The 17,476-nt window shown below is 68.4% G+C and carries 20 protein-coding genes and 1 riboswitch; of the genes, 12 read left to right on the top strand and 8 right to left on the bottom strand.

Going from position 1 to position 17,476, the window contains the following annotated elements:
* The first annotated feature begins 89 nt into the window (after positions 1–89).
* The gene (locus tag ACFYWJ_RS20430; RefSeq protein WP_355272736.1) at positions 90–761 is read left to right on the top strand and encodes an alpha/beta fold hydrolase; all 672 of its coding nucleotides are present in this window, start codon (positions 90–92) and stop codon (positions 759–761) included.
* 38 nt (positions 762–799) lie between these two features.
* Here the strand turns inward: ACFYWJ_RS20430 and ACFYWJ_RS20425 are convergent, their stop codons facing one another.
* Positions 800–1,405: a TetR/AcrR family transcriptional regulator gene (locus ACFYWJ_RS20425; RefSeq protein WP_355272738.1), complete on the bottom strand. Its 606-nt coding sequence runs from the start codon at positions 1,403–1,405 to the stop codon at positions 800–802.
* Positions 1,406–1,453: 48 nt separating this feature from the next.
* Here ACFYWJ_RS20425 and ACFYWJ_RS20420 point away from each other — a divergent pair, with 48 nt between their 5' ends.
* Positions 1,454–2,227 (top strand): nuclear transport factor 2 family protein, encoded by a 774-nt coding sequence (locus tag ACFYWJ_RS20420; RefSeq protein ID WP_387208221.1) that lies wholly within the window; start codon positions 1,454–1,456, stop codon positions 2,225–2,227.
* A gap of 108 nt (positions 2,228–2,335) precedes the next feature.
* Here the strand turns inward: ACFYWJ_RS20420 and gndA are convergent, their stop codons facing one another.
* Complete coding sequence (gene gndA, locus ACFYWJ_RS20415; RefSeq protein WP_355272744.1) at positions 2,336–3,781, bottom strand: NADP-dependent phosphogluconate dehydrogenase; 1,446 nt, start codon at positions 3,779–3,781, stop codon at positions 2,336–2,338.
* 166 nt (positions 3,782–3,947) lie between these two features.
* Positions 3,948–4,044, top strand: a riboswitch (TPP riboswitch).
* Here gndA and ACFYWJ_RS20410 point away from each other — a divergent pair.
* From ACFYWJ_RS20410 to ACFYWJ_RS20395, 4 genes are all read left to right on the top strand, one after another.
* The gene (locus tag ACFYWJ_RS20410; RefSeq protein ID WP_355272747.1) at positions 4,035–4,742 is read left to right on the top strand and encodes a TenA family protein; all 708 of its coding nucleotides are present in this window, start codon (positions 4,035–4,037) and stop codon (positions 4,740–4,742) included. Its footprint overlaps the riboswitch before it by 10 nt.
* A complete protein-coding gene (locus ACFYWJ_RS20405; protein ID WP_355272749.1) occupies positions 4,739–5,761 on the top strand; it encodes an ABC transporter substrate-binding protein in 1,023 nt (340 codons plus the stop codon). Before ACFYWJ_RS20410 ends, ACFYWJ_RS20405 begins: the two co-directional genes overlap by 4 nt.
* Complete coding sequence (locus ACFYWJ_RS20400; protein WP_355272752.1) at positions 5,739–6,590, top strand: ABC transporter permease; 852 nt, start codon at positions 5,739–5,741, stop codon at positions 6,588–6,590. The genes ACFYWJ_RS20405 and ACFYWJ_RS20400 overlap by 23 nt, the downstream gene beginning before the upstream one ends.
* The gene (locus ACFYWJ_RS20395) at positions 6,583–7,386 is read left to right on the top strand and encodes an ABC transporter ATP-binding protein (protein WP_355272755.1); all 804 of its coding nucleotides are present in this window, start codon (positions 6,583–6,585) and stop codon (positions 7,384–7,386) included. The genes ACFYWJ_RS20400 and ACFYWJ_RS20395 overlap by 8 nt, the downstream gene beginning before the upstream one ends.
* Before the next feature lie 20 nt (positions 7,387–7,406).
* Here the strand turns inward: ACFYWJ_RS20395 and ACFYWJ_RS20390 are convergent, their stop codons facing one another.
* Complete coding sequence (locus tag ACFYWJ_RS20390) at positions 7,407–7,889, bottom strand: nuclear transport factor 2 family protein (protein WP_355272758.1); 483 nt, start codon at positions 7,887–7,889, stop codon at positions 7,407–7,409.
* A 160-nt stretch (positions 7,890–8,049) separates the two neighbouring features.
* On the opposite strand from ACFYWJ_RS20390, the gene ACFYWJ_RS20385 reads away from it, so the two are divergent.
* The 4 genes from ACFYWJ_RS20385 to ACFYWJ_RS20370 all read left to right on the top strand — a co-directional run bounded on the left by ACFYWJ_RS20385 (position 8,050) and on the right by ACFYWJ_RS20370 (position 10,759).
* Positions 8,050–8,532, top strand: coding sequence for a hypothetical protein (locus ACFYWJ_RS20385; RefSeq protein WP_355272761.1), 483 nt, complete (start codon positions 8,050–8,052; stop codon positions 8,530–8,532).
* 31 nt (positions 8,533–8,563) lie between these two features.
* A complete protein-coding gene (locus ACFYWJ_RS20380; protein ID WP_355272764.1) occupies positions 8,564–9,316 on the top strand; it encodes an ATP-binding cassette domain-containing protein in 753 nt (250 codons plus the stop codon).
* Positions 9,313–10,104, top strand: a complete 792-nt coding sequence (locus ACFYWJ_RS20375) for an ABC transporter permease (protein WP_355272766.1) — start codon at positions 9,313–9,315, stop codon at positions 10,102–10,104. Before ACFYWJ_RS20380 ends, ACFYWJ_RS20375 begins: the two co-directional genes overlap by 4 nt.
* A 163-nt stretch (positions 10,105–10,267) precedes the next feature.
* Entirely contained in the window at positions 10,268–10,759 is a 492-nt protein-coding gene (locus ACFYWJ_RS20370; RefSeq protein WP_355272769.1) for a carbonic anhydrase, read from the top strand.
* Positions 10,760–10,768: 9 nt separating this feature from the next.
* Here ACFYWJ_RS20370 and ACFYWJ_RS20365 read toward each other — a convergent pair whose 3' ends face one another.
* The 3 genes from ACFYWJ_RS20365 to ACFYWJ_RS20355 form a co-directional block, all read right to left on the bottom strand.
* Positions 10,769–11,683, bottom strand: coding sequence for a hypothetical protein (locus tag ACFYWJ_RS20365; protein ID WP_355272772.1), 915 nt, complete (start codon positions 11,681–11,683; stop codon positions 10,769–10,771).
* 96 nt (positions 11,684–11,779) lie between these two features.
* On the bottom strand, positions 11,780–12,178 hold the full coding sequence (locus ACFYWJ_RS20360; protein WP_355272775.1) for a PPOX class F420-dependent oxidoreductase: 399 nt from the start codon (positions 12,176–12,178) through the stop codon (positions 11,780–11,782).
* 139 nt (positions 12,179–12,317) lie between these two features.
* On the bottom strand, positions 12,318–13,769 hold the full coding sequence (locus tag ACFYWJ_RS20355; RefSeq protein ID WP_355272778.1) for an FAD/NAD(P)-binding protein: 1,452 nt from the start codon (positions 13,767–13,769) through the stop codon (positions 12,318–12,320).
* Positions 13,770–13,926: 157 nt separating this feature from the next.
* On the opposite strand from ACFYWJ_RS20355, the gene ACFYWJ_RS20350 reads away from it, so the two are divergent.
* Positions 13,927–15,030 carry a helix-turn-helix transcriptional regulator gene (locus ACFYWJ_RS20350; protein WP_355272781.1) on the top strand — a complete coding sequence of 368 codons (1,104 nt, stop codon included), beginning with the start codon at positions 13,927–13,929 and terminating at the stop codon, positions 15,028–15,030.
* Between the two features lie 23 nt (positions 15,031–15,053).
* Here ACFYWJ_RS20350 and ACFYWJ_RS20345 read toward each other — a convergent pair whose 3' ends face one another.
* Positions 15,054–15,434, bottom strand: coding sequence for a nuclear transport factor 2 family protein (locus ACFYWJ_RS20345; RefSeq protein ID WP_355272784.1), 381 nt, complete (start codon positions 15,432–15,434; stop codon positions 15,054–15,056).
* Positions 15,435–15,520: 86 nt separating this feature from the next.
* Here ACFYWJ_RS20345 and ACFYWJ_RS20340 point away from each other — a divergent pair, with 86 nt between their 5' ends.
* Entirely contained in the window at positions 15,521–16,330 is an 810-nt protein-coding gene (locus tag ACFYWJ_RS20340) for a helix-turn-helix transcriptional regulator (protein WP_355272787.1), read from the top strand.
* Here ACFYWJ_RS20340 and ACFYWJ_RS20335 read toward each other — a convergent pair.
* Entirely contained in the window at positions 16,294–17,358 is a 1,065-nt protein-coding gene (locus ACFYWJ_RS20335) for an NAD-dependent epimerase/dehydratase family protein (protein ID WP_355272789.1), read from the bottom strand. The genes ACFYWJ_RS20340 and ACFYWJ_RS20335 overlap by 37 nt on opposite strands.
* Positions 17,359–17,476: the final 118 nt, after the last annotated feature.

Below are 17,476 nucleotides of genomic sequence, written 5' to 3'. Positions count from 1 at the left end.
CTTAGTTCTGGCACACTTTTCGGGTGCTCTTCTTCGATGGACCCCGTGGGCTGGTGCACTACCGGCGTTGGCAGGTAGCGAGCCCTCGCATGGGGGTGATTCTGCTGCACGGCCTCGGCCAGCAGAGCGCGGACTACCACCGGTTCGGCAGGTTCCTGAATCGCCACGGCATCGAGGTCTGGGGCATCGACCACATCGGGCACGGCTTGAGCGAAGGCGAGATCGACGGACTCCCGTCGGTGGACGAGCTCGCCGCCTCGGCCTCGCAGCTCATCTCCATCGCCCACGCCGCCGACACCGCAATTCCGCTCGCCGTCGTCGGACACTCGCTCGGAGCGGGCACAGCACTCATCGCGATGCAGTCCAATCCATCAGCCGCACAATATATTTCCAGCGTCGCTCTCACCGGGACGCCCGAACGCGCGCACACTCTCGCCGTGCCCGCCCCCGAGGTACCGACGTTGGTCCTGCACGGCCAGGACGACCGGCGCGCGCCGATCGGCCCGATCAGGAGCTGGTGCGTGGACAAGCCGACGGTCGCGCTGAGGGAGTTCGCCGATGCCGGACACGATCTCCTGCACGAGCCGGTCCACCACGCGGTGTCCACCGCGATCGTCGAATTCGTGCTCGCTCGACTGTCGACGGACCTCGGTCCCGCGTCGCACCACGAAGCCCCGAACCCGCCCTCGTCGGCGCCGCACCGCGCATCCGCCGGACGCCGCTCCGCGCTACGCCCTCGCCTCCCACTCCCGGTGGGCTGAGCAACCTCCCGGACCCGGCGAGTCAAGGGCCCGCCTCGTCATCGACGACTCGGTCCAGCGGGGCTGATCTCGCTCAGGAGTTGCGTCGCGACCGCGGTCACGTGGGTGGCGAACGCGTCCCTGTCGGTACCGAGACTGCCTTCCGTCCACTCGACGAACAGCGAGATCAGGGCACCGAAGAGGGCGGAGAAGCGCATCCGCACACCGGGATCGTCCGGCGAGCCGGTGACGTGATCGCCGAGTACGGCCAGGGTGATCGCCGGAATGGTCTCGCGCACATAGCCCCGCAGCCGCGCGTCCGCCACCGGCTCGATCAGCAGAATGCGACAGATCCGCGGATCGGCCTCCATGAGCCGGGCCGCGGCCTCGAACACGGCGTGCAGATCGCCGGACGCCGCCGCCGGCGCGACGGCTTCCTCCAAGCGGGACAGCGCCGCCTGGTACACCGCGTGCAAAAGCCCATCCGTATCGGCGAAGCTCTCGTAGAAGAACCGCTGACTCAACCCCGCCGCACGGCACACCGAGCGCATCCCCAGGGCGGAAACACCCTGCGTGCCAACCATATCGACACCGACATCGATCAGGCGCGCCCGCCGATCGGCAGCGCGGCCCTCGGCAGTCTGCCCGCCGTAGCTCCTTGACACGGCACCACTTTACAAGAACCATTCCCATCAGGAAGCAGGTGCTTCCGGATGGAGAAAGCGATGTTCACCGACGAACAGTTCCAGCTGTCGCTGCGACAGCCACGCCTGGCGCAACCGATCCCGGCGGTGTTGACCAACCGCGCCGAGCCGGTCGATGTCCTCGACGAAGCCGCGCTGACCGCCATGACCCGCACATGGTTCGACGACTACGAGAAGAAGATCGAGTTCTACGCCGGGCACGGCCTCGATATCGCCTGGACTCTCGACTGGGCGAAGAAGTACTGGTGGAGCTGGCAGACCCGGGACATGAGCTTCAACCACGAGCTCTACACCGACGACCTGCGCTACAAGGACGTGACGACACTCGGCGCGACCATGGTGGGACTCGACGAATTCGTGGCCTACAACTTCGCCTTCTTCGACGCCATCCCCGACTGGCGCTACGACCCGATCCCCGGCCAGTGCTACATCGACCTGTCCCCGACCGGCGAGGTCCGAATGGTGGTGCGCTACTACGGAAGTGGCCACATCGTCGGGCCGCTGAAGCTGCATCCTTACGGCGCGGACGCCACCGCGATCCCGGGCAACGGCGCGTTCATCCAATGCACCGCCGTCGACCGCTATCACTTCAACGCCGAGCACCTGATGTACGAGGGTGAAACGCTCTACGACCTGCTCGACGGCGTACAGCTGGCCGGAATCGTGCCGGGCCCGTCCACCACCGCGTTCAGGTGGCTCCTGCGCGGGGCGGGCCTGGCCACCCGGGCCATCACCCGGCTCCGCCCTCCCGCCACGCTGCCTCGCTCGGCCGCTCCCCGCTGACCGCCGCCCGACCTCTCCAGAGACGACGAACCCCCTCCGACCCGAGCCGGAGGGGGTTCGTCGGGAGTGCTGACAGGATTCGACCGCCAGCAGCCCCGTGCGCGGAGATCAGCCCGCGGTGACTTCGCTGCGGTCACCGCTCCACAGGGTGTGGAACTTGCCCTCGGCGTCGATGCGCTCGTAGGTGTGCGCGCCGAAGAAGTCGCGCTGGCCCTGGGTCAGGGCGGCGGGCAGGCGCTCGGCGCGCAGCGCGTCGTAGTAGGACAGCGAGGACGCGAACGCCGGGACCGGGATGCCGAGCAGGGTGGCGGTGGACACCACACGCCGCCAGCTGTCGATCGCCGTCTCGATCGCCTCGCGGAAGTACGGGGCCAGGATCAGGCTCGGCAGCGCGGGGTCCTGCTCGTAGGCTTCCTTGATCCGGTTCAGGAACCGGGCCCGGATGATGCAGCCGCCGCGCCAGATCGTCGCCATGTCGCCCGGGCGCAGATCCCAGCCGTATTCGGCGCTGCCCGCGGCGATCTGGTCGAAGCCCTGTGCGTAGGCGACGACCTTGGACGCGTAGAGCGCCTGCCGGATGTCCTCGGTGAACTGCTCGACATCGGTCGGCTTGGCGGCGAGCGTGCCCGCGGCGAGACCCACCGCGGCCTTGCGCTGGGCACGGGAACCCGACAGCGCCCTGGCGAAGACGGCCTCCGCGATGCCGGTCACCGGCACACCGAGATCCAGCGCGGACTTGACCGTCCAGCGGCCGGTGCCCTTCTGCTCGGCCGCGTCGACGATGACGTCGACCAGCGGCTTGCCGGTCTTGGCGTCGACCTGCGCGAGCACCTCGGCGGTGATCTCGACGAGGTAGCTCTCCAGGTCGCCGGAGTTCCACTGGGTGAACACGTCCGCGATCTGCTTGGCGTCGAAACCGAGCGCGTCCCGGAACAGGTGGTAGGCCTCGCCGATCAGCTGCATGTCGGCGTACTCGATGCCGTTGTGCACCATCTTGACGAAGTGGCCGGAACCGTCGGGGCCGATGTGGGTGCAGCACGGGGTGCCGTCGACCTGCGCCGCGATCGACTCCAGCAGCGGGCCGAGCGACTCGTAGGACTCCTTGGGCCCGCCGGGCATGATCGCGGGGCCGTTGAGCGCGCCCTCCTCGCCACCGGAGATACCGGCACCGACGAAGTTCAGGCCGCGCTCGCGCAGGGCGGCCTCGCGCCGGATGGTGTCGGTGTAGAGGGCGTTGCCGCCGTCGATGATGATGTCGCCCGGCTCCATCGCGGCAGCCAGTTCCTCGATGACGGTGTCGGTCGCGTCGCCTGCCTTGACCATGATCAGCACACGCCGCGGCTTCTCCAGCGCCGCGACGAACTCCTCGACGGTCTCGGTGCGGACGAAATCGCCGTCACCGCCGTGCTCGGCCAGCAGCGCGTCGGTCTTTGCCACGGAACGGTTGTGCAGTGCCACGGTGTAGCCGTGCTTGGCGAAGTTGCGGGCAATATTGCTGCCCATCACGGCCAGGCCGGTCACACCGATGTGTGCACGCGCGGTCGAGGTCGACATTGATCAGCTCTCTTCGTTCGGCGGTTCGATGGGCGCGGGAAGACGGACTTCTTGGCAGCGAAGTTACCGGGTGCCGGTCCGCCGCCGAACACCTACCACCGTGACCGGGGCTCCGGGCGGAACCCGGCACGGCCCGCGTGTCGGAGGTCGCTGCTAGTCTCGATCGAGTTCCGACACGGGGTGCCTCGCGACCGCGAGGCTGAGAACAGACCCGCTGAACCTGTTCAGGTAATGCTGACGAAGGGATGTCACGGTGTTGCGCGCCCACACCACGAATACAGACTTGTTCACCGATCACCTCTGGGACCGGACCAAGGTCCTGCGCACGGCGATCGATGAGCTGGAGTTCCTGCGTTACCTCGGCGAGGGCACCTTGCCGCTCGAGGTGTTCCGCACCTACATCGAGCAGGATTCGCTGTACCTCACCGGGTACTCGAAGGCGCTGGCGCTGCTCGCGGCCAAGTCGCCGGACCCGCAGACCGCGGCCTTCTGGGCGACCTCGTCCGCGAACGCCGCCGCTGTCGAATCGGCCATGCACGAACAGCTGCTCACCGGTGGCGTGCTGCCCCCGCGCCAGGGCGAGCCGGAGCCTTCGCAGACCTGCCTGGCCTACGTCTCCTACCTGATCGCGGCCGCCGCGACCGAGTCCTACGCCGTCGCCGCGGCGGCGGCACTGCCCTGCTTCTGGATCTACGCCGAAGTGGGACGCGACCTGGCCGAGAGCGCGGCGAAGGTGATCGCCGCCGACCCCGCGCACCCGTACGCCCAGTGGGTCACCACCTACGGCGCGGCGGAATTCCAGCAGTCCGCGGCCACGGCGCGCGCACTGGTCGACGCCGCCGCCGAGTCGGCGAGCGAACAGGAGCGGGCGGCGATGGAGCAGGCGTTCGTCGTCGCGACGCGCTACGAATTGCTGTTCTGGGACACCGCCCTGCATCCGCAGCCCTGGCCCGCCGCATGACCGGGCGTCTGTGCCGCGCGCTCGCGGTCCTGGCCACCACCGTCGCGACCCTGTCGCTGCTCACCGCCTGCGGTTCGGGTGGCGGCTCGGACAACACCATCCGGTTCGCGCTGGACTGGACACCGAACACCAACCACGTCGGGCTCTATGTCGCGTTGCAGCGCGGCTACTTCACCGACGCCGGCCTGGATGTGCAGGTCCTGCCGTACAACAACACCGCCGTCGACACGGTGATCGACGCCGGCAACGCCGAATTCGGGATCAGCACGCACAATTCGTCGACCTTCGCCCGCGCGTCGGGCGCGCGGGTGAAGTCGGTGCTCGCCCCGCTGCAGCACTGGGCGACGGGCATCGGCGTGCGCGCCGATCGCGCCGACCTCGCGAGCCCGAAGAACCTCGACGGCAAGACCTACGCCGGTTTCGGCGACCCGGGCGAGAAGGAAGCGCTCCAGCAGGTCATCCGCAACGACGGCGGTACCGGCGATTTCACCTCGGTGATGCTGGGTTCGTCGGCATACGAAGCGGTCTACTCCGGCAAGGCCGACTTCACCGTCTCGTATCTGGCGTGGGAAGGGATCGAGGCCGAACATCACGGCACCCCGATGCGCTACTTCCGCTACACCGATTTCGGTTTCCCGGACGCCTACGCGATCGTGGTCGACGCCAACGAGGGCTGGCTGGCCCAGAACCCGGACCGCGCCGCGAAATTCGTGCAGGCGCTGCAGCGCGGCTACCAGTTCGCCGCGGACAATCCGGACGCGGCGGCCCAGGATCTCATCGACGCCAATCCGGGTGCGTTCACCGACGAGAAGCTGGTCTTCGAGAGCCAGCGCATGCTGGCCGAGCAGTTCATGAAGAACGCCGCGGGCAAGGTCGGCACCCAGACGGTGGAGCAGTGGACGGCGAATTCCGGCTTCCTGTACCGGGGCGGTCTGCTGACCGGACCCGACGGAAAGCCGCTGACCACCGAACCCGACTGGTCGACCTACTTCACCAATGAGTACCTCGCCGCCCCGTGAGCGGTCCGTAGCCGGGCCGCCGCCGGTCCCCGCCGGTGGTGACGGCGGCACGGCTCGCTGGGCCGGAATCCGGTGGGCGGTGCCGTCGTTGGTGACGGTGGTGGTCCTGGTCGCGCTCTGGCAGGTCTACGTCACGAGCAGCGGTGTCCGTCCGCAGGTGCTGCCCTCTCCCCTGCGGGTCGTCCAGCAGGGGTGGGCACACCGCGACGAGATCGCCACCCACGCGGCCGCCACCCTGCAGGTGACGCTGGTCGGGTTCGCGGTGTCGCTGACGCTGGCCTGGGTGCTGGCGGTGATCGTGGACTTCTCGCCCTGGCTGCGGCGCGCACTGGTGCCGCTGTTCGTCGCGTCGCAGACCGTGCCGATCGTCGCGATCGCACCGCTGATGATCATCTGGTTCGGCTTCGGTCTGCTGCCGAAGATCCTGGTGGTCGCGCTGGTCACCTTCTTCCCCATGGCCATCGGCCTGATCGAGGGATTCGCCGCGGCCGACCGTGAGGCGGGCGCGCTGCTGCGCAGCATGGGCGCCTCGCGGCTGCAGGAGTTCCGCTATGTGCGGCTGCCGTCCGCGCTGCCGCGGTTCTTCACGGCGCTGCGGATCGCGATCACCTACGCGGTCGTCGGCGCGGTGTTCGCCGAGTATGTCGGCGCGAGCGCCGGTCTCGGCATCTACATGAGCCTGCAGAAGAACTCGTTCCGCACCGACCTGGTCTTGGCGGCGGTGCTGGTCACGGCGCTGCTGAGCATCACGCTCTACCTGTCGACGTTCGCGATCGAACGCCTCGTCGCACCGTGGGCACGCGCGCAGAACAGGAGCCGACGTGACTGACGCCGGGGACGACCGGATCGTCGTCGACCATCTCACCAAGTCGTTTCCGCAGGGTCGGCGCAGCCCGGATCTCGAGGTACTGGGCGGGGTGTCGTTCACGGTGCGCTCGGGCGAGTTCGTCTCGGTGATCGGGCCGAGCGGGTGCGGCAAGAGCACGGTGTTCAACATGCTGGCCGGACTGGAATCCCCCGATTCCGGCAGCGTCGGCTTCCGCGCCGCCGACGGCGAGGACACCGCGTCGCACTGCGCCTACATGCCGCAGAAGGACCTGCTGTTCCCCTGGCGCACCGTCCTCGACAACACCATCCTCGGCTTGCGCGTCCAGGGCGTCCCGACAGCGGAGGCCCGGCGCCGGGCCCGGGAACTGTTCCCCGTCTTCGGCCTGTCCGGTTTCGAGGACGCCCGCCCGTTCCAGCTGTCGGGCGGAATGCGGCAGCGCGCGGCACTGCTGCGGACGGTGGTCCAGGAGCGCGAACTGCTGCTGCTCGACGAACCCTTCGGCGCGCTCGACTCCCTGACCCGCACCGAGATGCAGTCGTGGTTGCAGGAGGTCTGGCAGCGCTACCGCTGGATGGTCCTGATGATCACCCACGATGTCCGTGAGGCGGTGTACCTGTCGGACCGCGTGATCGTCCTGTCGGCGCGCCCGGCCACCGTGCGTCACGAAGTCCGCGTCGACCTGCCGCGGCCGCGCGGCTTGTCCACGATCACCGCCCCCGAATTCGTCGCGCTGGAAGAGGAACTCCTGACGATCCTGCACGAGGAGTCGCGCCGGGCGTTCACCGACCAGCGCTAGCTCGACCGACGCCGCGCGGGTCAGTGCTCGAGCGAAGGATCCCAGCGGTTGGCCAGCAGCTTGAAGCTCGGGAGATCCGCCAGCGAGGTCAACGCCTCGTAGATGCGCTCGTACCGGGTCGAGGCGATCCGCCACACCCCGTCCGGATCGCGCCGATAGGTGTCGGAATAGTATCCGCCACCACGGATCTGCACTTTCGCGCCCGGGACGAGCACCGTGTCCTCGAACGCCCAGGAACCCGACGCGGTATCGCCGTCGACATCGATCTCGGGATGGTTGGCGATGTGGACCGTGACGATCCCGGGCCCGAGGTTCCCGCTCATGTACGCCACGACGTCGGCCCGGGAGTCGAAATGCAGCGGCTCGGCCGTGGCCTGGGTGCCGTAGCGCGCGGAGATGTCCGTGGCGAGGCAGTCCGCGAACTCGTCCCACAGCTTGAGGTCGAGCGTGCGGAAGTAGCGGTGCTTGAGACGCTTGATCTCCTCGATCGCGACAAGGTCCATGGCCGGATTCTAGAACGCGTTCTAGGTTTGAGCGGGCGTTCGGCCGAGGTTCGACCGGAAACTTAGGTTTGACTAACCTTATCTCGAAAAGTAGCGTGCTGGGCACTATCGGAGCTACCGACGGCACCCGCCCGTCTCGATCGTCCGCGGAGGACATGTCATGAAGAAGATCGCCGGCCTCGTCGCCGCCCTCGGTCTCGCCGGTCTGCTAACCGTGGGCACCGCCTCCCCCGCGCTCGCCGACCGCTCGGTCCGCGACGCGACCGTCGCCGACCTCTACCTCCGGGACGCGGACCCGTCGCTCGACGCCATCGCCGGGCAGTTCGCCGCGCTGTGGAACCCGAATCTGCCGATGAGCGCGAAGGAAGAGGTCAGCTACCACGGGTCGACGGTCGGTCCGGCACTGCAGGGCATCCTGTCCCAGGGCGGGGTCTACGACTTCCTGTCCATCCAGGAGCGCGCGACCTCGAAGACCATCACCGGCAACACCATGACCGCCACGCTGTCCGGCGTGATGGCGGGCTTCCCGGCCACCAGCGGAACCTACAGCTACATCCGCGAAGACGGCCTCTGGAAGGTCGACTGGAAGGCCACCTGCGACGCCATGGGCGGCTGCACGGGCAACCCGGACTTCGGCTACTGATCCCCGAACGTTCGCGACGACTCGATCGCCGATGATCACAGTTTCCGGTATTTCCAAGCGATTCGGCGACCGGGTCGCGGTCAGCGATGTCAGCTTCGAGGCGGCCCCCGGCTCGATCACCTACCTGCTCGGGCCCAACGGCGCCGGTAAATCCACGACCATGCGGATGATCGCCGGGCTGACCACCCCGGACACGGGCACGGTGCGGATCAACGAGCGCCCACTGCGCGAACTCCCCCACACCATGCGCGAGGTGCGCTTCAACCTCGACACCTTCGCCAGGCACCCGAAGCACACGGCGAAACAGCATCTGACCTGGCAGGCGCGCCTCGGCGGCATTCCCGTCGGCGAGGTCCGGCGGGTGCTCGCGCGCGTCGGCCTCGCCGAGGTCGAGGACCGCCTGGTCGGGCGGTTCTCGCTCGGCATGCTCCAGCGGCTCGGCATCGCGACCGCGCTCCTGGGCGACCCGCGGACCATCGTGCTCGACGAACCGGACAACGGCCTCGACGTGGACGGCATCCTCTGGCTGCGCGAGCTGCTGACCGGGCTCGCCCGCGAAGGACGAACCCTGCTGGTCGCCTCGCACAATCTGACCGAGGTCGCCATCACCGCCGACCGGATCGTGATCATGGGCCGCGGGCGGGTTCTCTCCGACGCCGGCCGGGACGAGACCGTGGCGCTCGGCTCGGGACCACGTCCGCTCGAAGCGGCGTATCTGACGGTCACCCGCGGCAGCGTCGAATACCACGGCGACACCGGTGCGCCGGGTGAGGTGGAACAGTGAGCGCAGCAGTGGATCTCGGTCGCGCGGTCCGGAGCGAACTGGCGAAACTGTCCTGGCGCAGCCCGGTGTGGTTCGCGATCGTGCCGATCGCCGTGGTGCTGCCGATCGCCCTGAACGCGAGCCTGGCGATCGCCACCCGGATGAACAAGGTCAACGGCAGCGGCGGCATGGACACCAACAATGCCGGCTACTGGGTGATGATCTTCTCGACGATCGTCCTGATGTCCGCGGGTGTCGCCTCGCTCAGCAATGAATTCAAATACGCGACAGTGGAATTGGTCTACTGCGCGCAGACCCGGCGTCCGCTGCTCCCGCTGGCGAAGCTCCTGGTGTTCGGGCTGATCGCCGCGGCGGCGACGCTGGTCACCGCGATCGTCCTGCTCGCCGGTTTCCCGGCGGTCTTTCCCGAGGTCTGGGGACGAGTCGAGCTGACCTCGTCGGCCGGTCTCCGATTGCTGTGGGGGCTACCGGTATTCGCGTTCTTCGTCACCGCGCTGGGGATCGGGATCGCCGGGCTGATCCCACGACCGGGTGTCGTCGTCGGCGTGGTGTTGCTGTGGAAGTTCGGGATCGAGACCTTCTCCGCGATGCTGCCGGTGAAGATCGGGAACGTCGTCGCGCAGTGGATGCCGTTCAAGAACGGTGAACTGGGCGCGGGCCAGTACCCGACGATGCGGCCGGTCTTCGGCGGCGCCAACGGTTCGCTGGCGTATTTCGCGGTGATCGCCACGGCGTTCTTCGTGCTCGGGACGATACGGCTGTCCCGACGCGATATCACGACGGACTGATCGGCGGATCGAGTAAGCGCGGACCGCGCGCTTCTACTCTGTCGCACCGGTGCGAACGACCCTTCTCCTCGGTGTGCGCGAATCCCTGGCCGCCGTCCCGGCCGGCACGAACGATGGATGCGGAGATTCGTATGTCGCCACCCATCGACCGGAGGACGCCGCCATGACCGTCACAGACGAATACCTCACCAACAACGCCGCCTACGCGGGGCAGTTCAGCGGCCCGCTGCCCCTGCCGCCCAGCAAGCACGTCGCCGTGGTGGCGTGCATGGACGCCCGCCTCGACGTCTACCGCATCCTGGGCGTGCAGGACGGGGAAGCCCACGTCATCCGCAATGCCGGCGGCGTGGTCACCGACGACGAGATCCGCTCGCTGGCCATCAGCCAGCGGCTGCTCGGCACCACGGAGATCATCCTGATCCACCATACCGACTGCGGCATGCTCACCTTCACCGACGACGATTTCAAGCGCGCCATCCAGGACGAGATCGGCATCAAGCCGACCTGGTCCGCCGAGGCCTTCGGCGATCTCGACGAGGACGTCCGCAATTCGCTGCGCCGTATCGACCGCAGCCCCTTCATCACGCGCACCACCTCCCTGCGCGGCTTCGTCTTCGACGTCGCGACGGGGAAATTGAACGAAGTGCTCGACTGACCGCTGCCGCTATCGGAAGATGCTCATGAAAATGATGTTCGCGACAATGCTGGATTGACTCCAGGTGTTCCCGAGGCCGTCGTCCCGGTAGGCATAGACAAACGCCCCGACAGTGAACGTGTACGTATTGCCCGGACGCATCGTCCAGGACACCTCGATGGTGGCGCCGGGGCCGAATCCGTTGCTGCTGAAGACGTCGGTCTCGTTCTGGCTGACCCGCTTGCGCCAGCGCTTGTCGACGGCGGAGGTGACGAAGTTGCCGTTCTCGAACACCGTGAGATCGGTGCCGCCCTCGGTGATGGCGGAGCCGCCGAGTCCGCAGCCGACCGAGTAGTGGTCGTCGGTGGTCCGGTACGAGCGCCCCGTCACGGCCACCTCGTGATCGGTCTGCAGCGTGATGCCGTACCCGGCCCGCGTGTACACGAACTCCTCGGCGCCGCCGATCTTCGGGCCCGCGCGGCCGTCGATGGCCACACGGCCGTTGTCGCGATCGACCACGAGCTCGAACGGCCTGCCGCCCGCCGGGTCGTGCCATGCCCAGTCGAAGTGGTACGGGATCGCGAAGATCTCGGTGCCTGCCCGGATGTCGAGCGTTGCCGTCGCGTCCGGGTTGATCCCGTGCGGTGCGATGTGTACCAGGTCCTCGTCGAACGGTACGGGGGTATCGTCCGCTTTTCGCAGCGTGTCCGCCGTATCGGGATCCTGTCGTGCCAGTCGGATCAGGGGCGCGTAGAGCGCCTGGGTGATCGCGTTCCGCTCGGCGGCGTCGGCGCGCCTGCGCGCGGTCTCCGCGGACGAACGTTCGATCATGCTGTCGATCGACTTCTCGACGAAACGACGGTGATCGGCGGGGAAACCCGGCGAATAGCGGATCTGCGGCGAGCCATAGTCGGTGCGGGGAGCCGGTGTCGTGGTCGATGTCATGAGCGCACCTCCAAAGATGATGTTGTGCTCTCGACCAGCCTGCGCCCGCGAACTCACGCCTGTCACGCGTAGTCGACTACGCCCACGCAGCCGGGATCAGCCGCGCGGTGAGATCTCGATCCCGATCGAGGCGCTCTGACGGCGGGTGATCCAGGTCCCGAACTCGCTCAACGGGCCGAGGAGCCAGTACTTGCGGTTCATGATCTTGCGGACGCGTGACGTGTCCTCGGCCTCGAGCACCCGCGCGGTGCCCTCGACAACGGGTGAGCCGGGATCGATCGTGCCCCGCAGGTTGCACGGCTGCACCGTGACCTCCGGATTGCGGCGGATCCGCTTGACCTTGTACGCGTCGACCCCCGACAGGAAGTAGAGCTTGCCGTCGGCGGGGGCGATCCAGACCGGAAGGGCGACCGGGGTGCCGTCCTTGCGGTAGCTCGTGAACGACACGTAGGTCGACGCGCCGACCGTCTCCCACGCCGAAGCGCCCGCCGTCACGACATCGCCCCGAACGTCGTGGTCTCGATCATCGAAATCTCCCTTGCCTTTCGGACACTGTCGCAGTCGCAGGCGATACATTACCCGCGAAAGTAAGCGGCGCCCACATCGGCGGAACGTGGGGCTCCCCGCCCATTCTTCACGCGTCGAACAACCCCCCGACCAGTCCGGCCGCCTCGGCCGCGAGACCGGGCGGGTTGGTGGCGATGAACAGGGAATCGGCCGCGAGATTGCCGAGCACGTGCCAGTTGCGGTCCGGCGTCCCGCCGACCATCGAACGCCGGGTCACCGGCTCCACCCGGAGGCCGCCCGAGGGGTGTGATTCGGCCGCGCCCGCCGCGAGCAGCGCACCGATCAGCGACTCGGTGTCCGGGGGCGTCGTGTAGGCGGGCGGGTTGACCGCGTTGACCACGGTATCCGCGGACCAGCTCCGGCCGTCGTGCACGGTGAACCCGCCGCCTGGCCGCGCCTCGATCTTGCTGACCCCCGCCCGCAGCCGCAGCTTGCCGGAATCCAGCAGCCGCAGCACGATGCGGGCGTTGTGCGGCACCATGGGCGAGCTGAGGCTGTTGATGGTGCGGAAGTGCTCGGTACGCAGCATCGCTCGGTCCCGGTCCACCAGCATTGGCCACGCGATGGGGCCGACGGTGCGGATGACCATCGCCAGCAGACGCCGCCCGTGATGCGGCGCGTCGACCGCGTCGAGCTGGCGGCGCAGACGCGTCACCGGATCCTCGGCGTCGCGGATCTCGGTGGCCAGGGTCTCGAAATCCTGTCCCAGTGCGGCGAGTTCGGCGCGCAGGAGCGAAACCAGCTGAGCGAAGGCGAGTTCGCCGTGTTCGGCGGCCAGTGCGCGCACCGCTCCCGGGGTCAGGTGGACGGGGTCCAGCCGGACCGGACGCTGCTGCACGAACGGGAGTCGCCCGCTGCGGGAGAGCAGGGTGATCGGGCCGGTGTGCCCGGTCGCTGCGAGGGTGACGGCGACATCCACCGCGGTCAGACCGCTGCCGATGACGGCGACATGATGGTCTGCGGGCAGCCCGGTCACGGTCCGGGCGAGCGGGTAGGGCTCGTCCACATAGCCGGGCGCGCCGGTGAGCCCGTAATGGTCACGTGGGCGGCCGCTGCCGACCGCCAGGACGGCCCGGTCCACCGGGACACGATCGCCGCCGGCGGTGTGCAGGACCGCCTGGCCGTCGCGGGAGAATCCGGTGACCGTCGAGCGCACCACGCGGACCCGGCAGCCGACCCGCCCCAGCCGCGAGATCGCCTCGCGCGCGGTGTCTTCCAGGTACTCGCCGTAGACAGCGCGCGGCACGAGCGGTTGCCCCAGGCGCTCGTCGAGATAGTCGGTGACGTCACGATCGGCCAGCCAGCGCTGGTAGTGCCCGGCGTCGCCGGCCCGCACCGACATGATCGGCGGCGGCGCGTTCACCCGCACGGTGTCGAGGTCGGGCTGGTACGGGCGGCCACGCCAGAGCGCGGGCGCGCCGTCGAAGACGGTGACGCCGCTCGGGTGGTGGTCGGCATGGGCCAGCGCGTCGAGCAGTGCGACGGCAGCCGCGCCCGCTCCGATGATTCCGATGTGCATGGTGCTCCTTCGTTTTCGTGTGTGCCGGACCCAGCGTCGCGAAGTCGCGCGACACGGACCATCCCGCGATCGAGGGGTTCGCACCGGGGGCGCCGTGGGCACCACCCCCTCAGTTGTGGGGTGGCCGACGCGCGACCGGCCGTCGAAGATGACACCTATGACCGCGACGACCGCACTCGACGCACTACTCGCAGGCATCGCCACCGCGCCCGACGCGCACGCGCTGTTCGCCGACACCTCGGCCCGCCTGCGGCGCATCACGCCCTTCGACGCCGCGGTGTGGGTGGCCACCGACCCGGTCAACGGGCTCACCACGGCACCGGCGCGGGTGGAGAACCTGCACGAGGGCGGCTGCGGAATCTATTGGGAGTCGGAGTTCTTCGCCGAGCACGTGAATCTGTTCCGCGATCTGGCACTGGCGAAGGTCCCGGTCGCCGGGCTGCGCGAGGTGACCGGCGACCGGCCCGCCTCGAGCCCGCTGTACCGGGGCTTCATGCGCCCGCGCGGATTCGACGACGAGTTGCGCGCGGTGTTCCGGATCGGCGGGCAGCCGTGGGGCCAGCTGAGCCTGTTCCGCGAGCGGGGCAGGCCACCGTTCCGGGCCGAGGACATCGCCCTGGTCCACGCGATCTGCGCGCCGATGGCCCAGCGCTTGCGCGCCTTCGCCCGGCCCTGCGCGACACCACCGTCCGCGCTCGCCGCCGCCCCCGGGCTGCTGCTGTTCGGGCCGGGCGGGGACCTGCTGTCCCTCAACGACGAGGCCCGCGCGCTACTGGCCGAGATGCCGCCCGGCCCCAGCACCGGAACCCCGCTCGGCATCGATCTGCCGCTACCCGTCTGGATCCTCAGCACGGCAGGCCGCGCCCGGCTCACCGGCGTGGCGTCGCGGATCCGGGTGCGCACCACCGCGGGCCGCTGGCTGGTATGCCACGCCACCTGCCTGCGCGACGCCGAAGGTCGTTCGGGTACAACGGCTCTGGTGATCGAGCAGGCCGAGCCCGCGGAGGTGGCTGAGCTGATCGTGGCAGCCTACGAACTCACGCCGCGCGAACTCCAGGTCACCGAGCTCGTCGCGCACGGTCTGCCCACCGCCGAGATCGCCACGCGGCTGTTCCTTTCCCCGCACACCGTGCGCGACCACTTGAAGTCGATCTTCGACAAGGTCGGTGTCACCAGCCGCGGCGAGCTGGTCGCCCGGCTCTTCACCGAACACCGCGCGCCGCTCGCGGCCACGGTCCGCGTCCTCGATGTCGCGAGCTAGCGCGCTTGTCCCGCCGACGGTCGTCAGAACATGCCGTGCGGGGTGCTCGCCGGTTCGGGGACCGGCTGCACCACATCCCAGTGTTCGGTGATCCGGCCGTCCACCAGCCGCCAGACATCGATGACGGCCGATCCGCGGCCGCCGCCCGCGTCGATCATGTGATAGTGCACGACCGCGTAGTCGTCATCGGCGATGACGCGTTTGATGTCGAGGCGTGCGCGCGCGACGGGTGCGGTCGCGATGAACGCGAGGAAGGCGTCGCGCCCGGAGGGGTTGCCGGGGCTGTGCTCGACGAAGTCTTCGTGCAGGAGCTCACGCAGGACGCCGATGTTTCCCCGGGTGAACTCCGCCAACCCGTGCACGATCAGTTCCCGGTTACGGTGCGCCACAGTGTCTGATGTCATGGTGGCACTGTGGCATCCGCGTCGTCGCGGAGGCGATTACCAGCTGGGTAATGGTGCGGCGTAGTTCCGGCCGCGATACTCGGGTGATGAACAGTCCGGTCGGTGAGCTCCTCCGTGCGTGGCGGATGCGAAGTGGGCTCAGCCAACTCGCGCTCTCCGCGCAGTCGGGCATCTCCACCCGGCACATCAGCTTTGTCGAGACCGGCCGGACGGTGCCCAGCACCGCCATGATCGAGCGATTTGCCGACAATCTGAATATTCCACTGCGCGAACGCAATCAGCTGCACCTGGCGGCCGGTGCGCTGCCGATCCATCCGCAGCGCACCCTCGACGACCCGGATCTCGCGGCGGCGACAGCGGCCGTCCGCCGGGTCGTCGCCTGCCACGCGCCGTACCCCGCCGTCGCCGTGGACGCGCGCTGGAATCTGCTGTTCGCCAACGACGCGGCCGAGATCTTCTTCGACGGCGCGTCACCCGAGCTCCTGACCCCGCCGGTGAACATGATGCGCCTCGGTCTCCACCCCGACGGGTTCGGCGCACGTCTGACCAACCACGCCCAGGTCAGCGCCTACCTGCTCCCCCGGCTGGCCCGGCAGGCCGAACGCAGCGGCGATCCTGGTCTCGCCGCGCTCCACGCCGAACTCCACGCGTTCGCTCCCGCCGACGACAGGCCGGTCGATCCCGCCGATGTCGCCCTACCGATCCGGCTGGTGCACGACGACACCGAACTGTCCTTCTTCAACACGATCACGACGTTCGGTGCCGCGTTCGACATCACCCTCGCGGAGATCGCCGTCGAGTCCTATTTCCCTGCCGATTCCCAGACAGCCGAGTATCTCCGCCGCCGGGCACTCTCGGCTCAATCCGCCTTGATGGCGGCCACCCCTTCGGCGTAGGTCGTCACAGGGAACTCGGGAAACGCCCGTTTGAACTTGTCCGAGACGAAGAGATTGTTCGTCTCGTAGCGCGGCAGCAGTTCCCACAGTTCGCGCACGCCCTGATTGAACAGTCGAGCGACGAAGAACGCGGGCCGCTTCATCACCGAGTAATCGATCTCGCGACCCCACGACGCGGAAGCCAGCTCGATCAATCCCCGGTACGTCACCCGATCGTCGTCGCACGGTAGATGCCAGGTCTGCCCGTACGCCGACGGCGTGTTACCGATCAGGGCCATGGCGCGGCTGGCGTCCGGTGTCCAGATCAGGGTACGCAGCGTGTCGTCACGCAACGGAACGCGTGGCCGCTTGCCCGCCGCGATCGGCTCGAACACCAGCGCGTTGGTGAAGCTCTGCGTCTTGCCCGGACCGTAGAACTCCGGCGCGCGACAGATGACCGCCTCAACCCGACCCGCGGCGATGGCGTCCAACAGCATCGTCGCCATCGCCGCCCGGGTGCGTGCCTTGCTCCCGGCCGGGGCGAATCGCGTCTGCTCGGTCTGCGGGTCGCCGTTCATCGGATACATGTAGGTGTTGTCGAAGAACACGAGCTTGGCACCGTGTTTCTCGCACGCCGCGATGGTGTTCTCCATCATCACCGGGAGCTGATCGGCCCACAGCTTCGCGTCCGGCGGCAGGCCCACGGTCAGATACACGATCTCACTCCCCGCGACCGCCGCCGCGGTCTGCTCGGCGTCCATCAGGTCCGCCACGACCAGCTCATCGGTGTCGTGCAGCCGCCGCGGGTTGCGGCTGACCAGCCTGATGTCCTCGGTGAACCGCCGATGGAGCTCGTGCGCGAGCTCGGTCCCGATCTGTCCGTTTGCTCCGAGAATCGTCTGCACGGGAGGAACCCTTTCGATTGCCGACTGTTGACCGGCTTCCACGATAGCACCGATGTAAGCGTTGTTAACATTTGGGTTCGCCCCTCGGCTGCCGGCCGCGCACAGGTGATCACCCACCGACCTGGCCGCGCTGTATGTGCTCACCCACGCCGCCACCGAGGAGTTCAACGCGCTGGAGTCCGAACGGTTTCCAGGAAGCCGATGCGGAGGAGTTGATCGCCACGCGCGAGTGGTGAACGCGCCGACGCGTCAAATCAGGCGA

Source organism: Nocardia sp. NPDC003269 (genome assembly GCF_042888005.1).
Classification (GTDB): Bacteria; Actinomycetota; Actinomycetes; order Mycobacteriales; family Mycobacteriaceae; genus Nocardia.
This window is presented reverse-complemented; position numbering and strand designations above follow the sequence as displayed.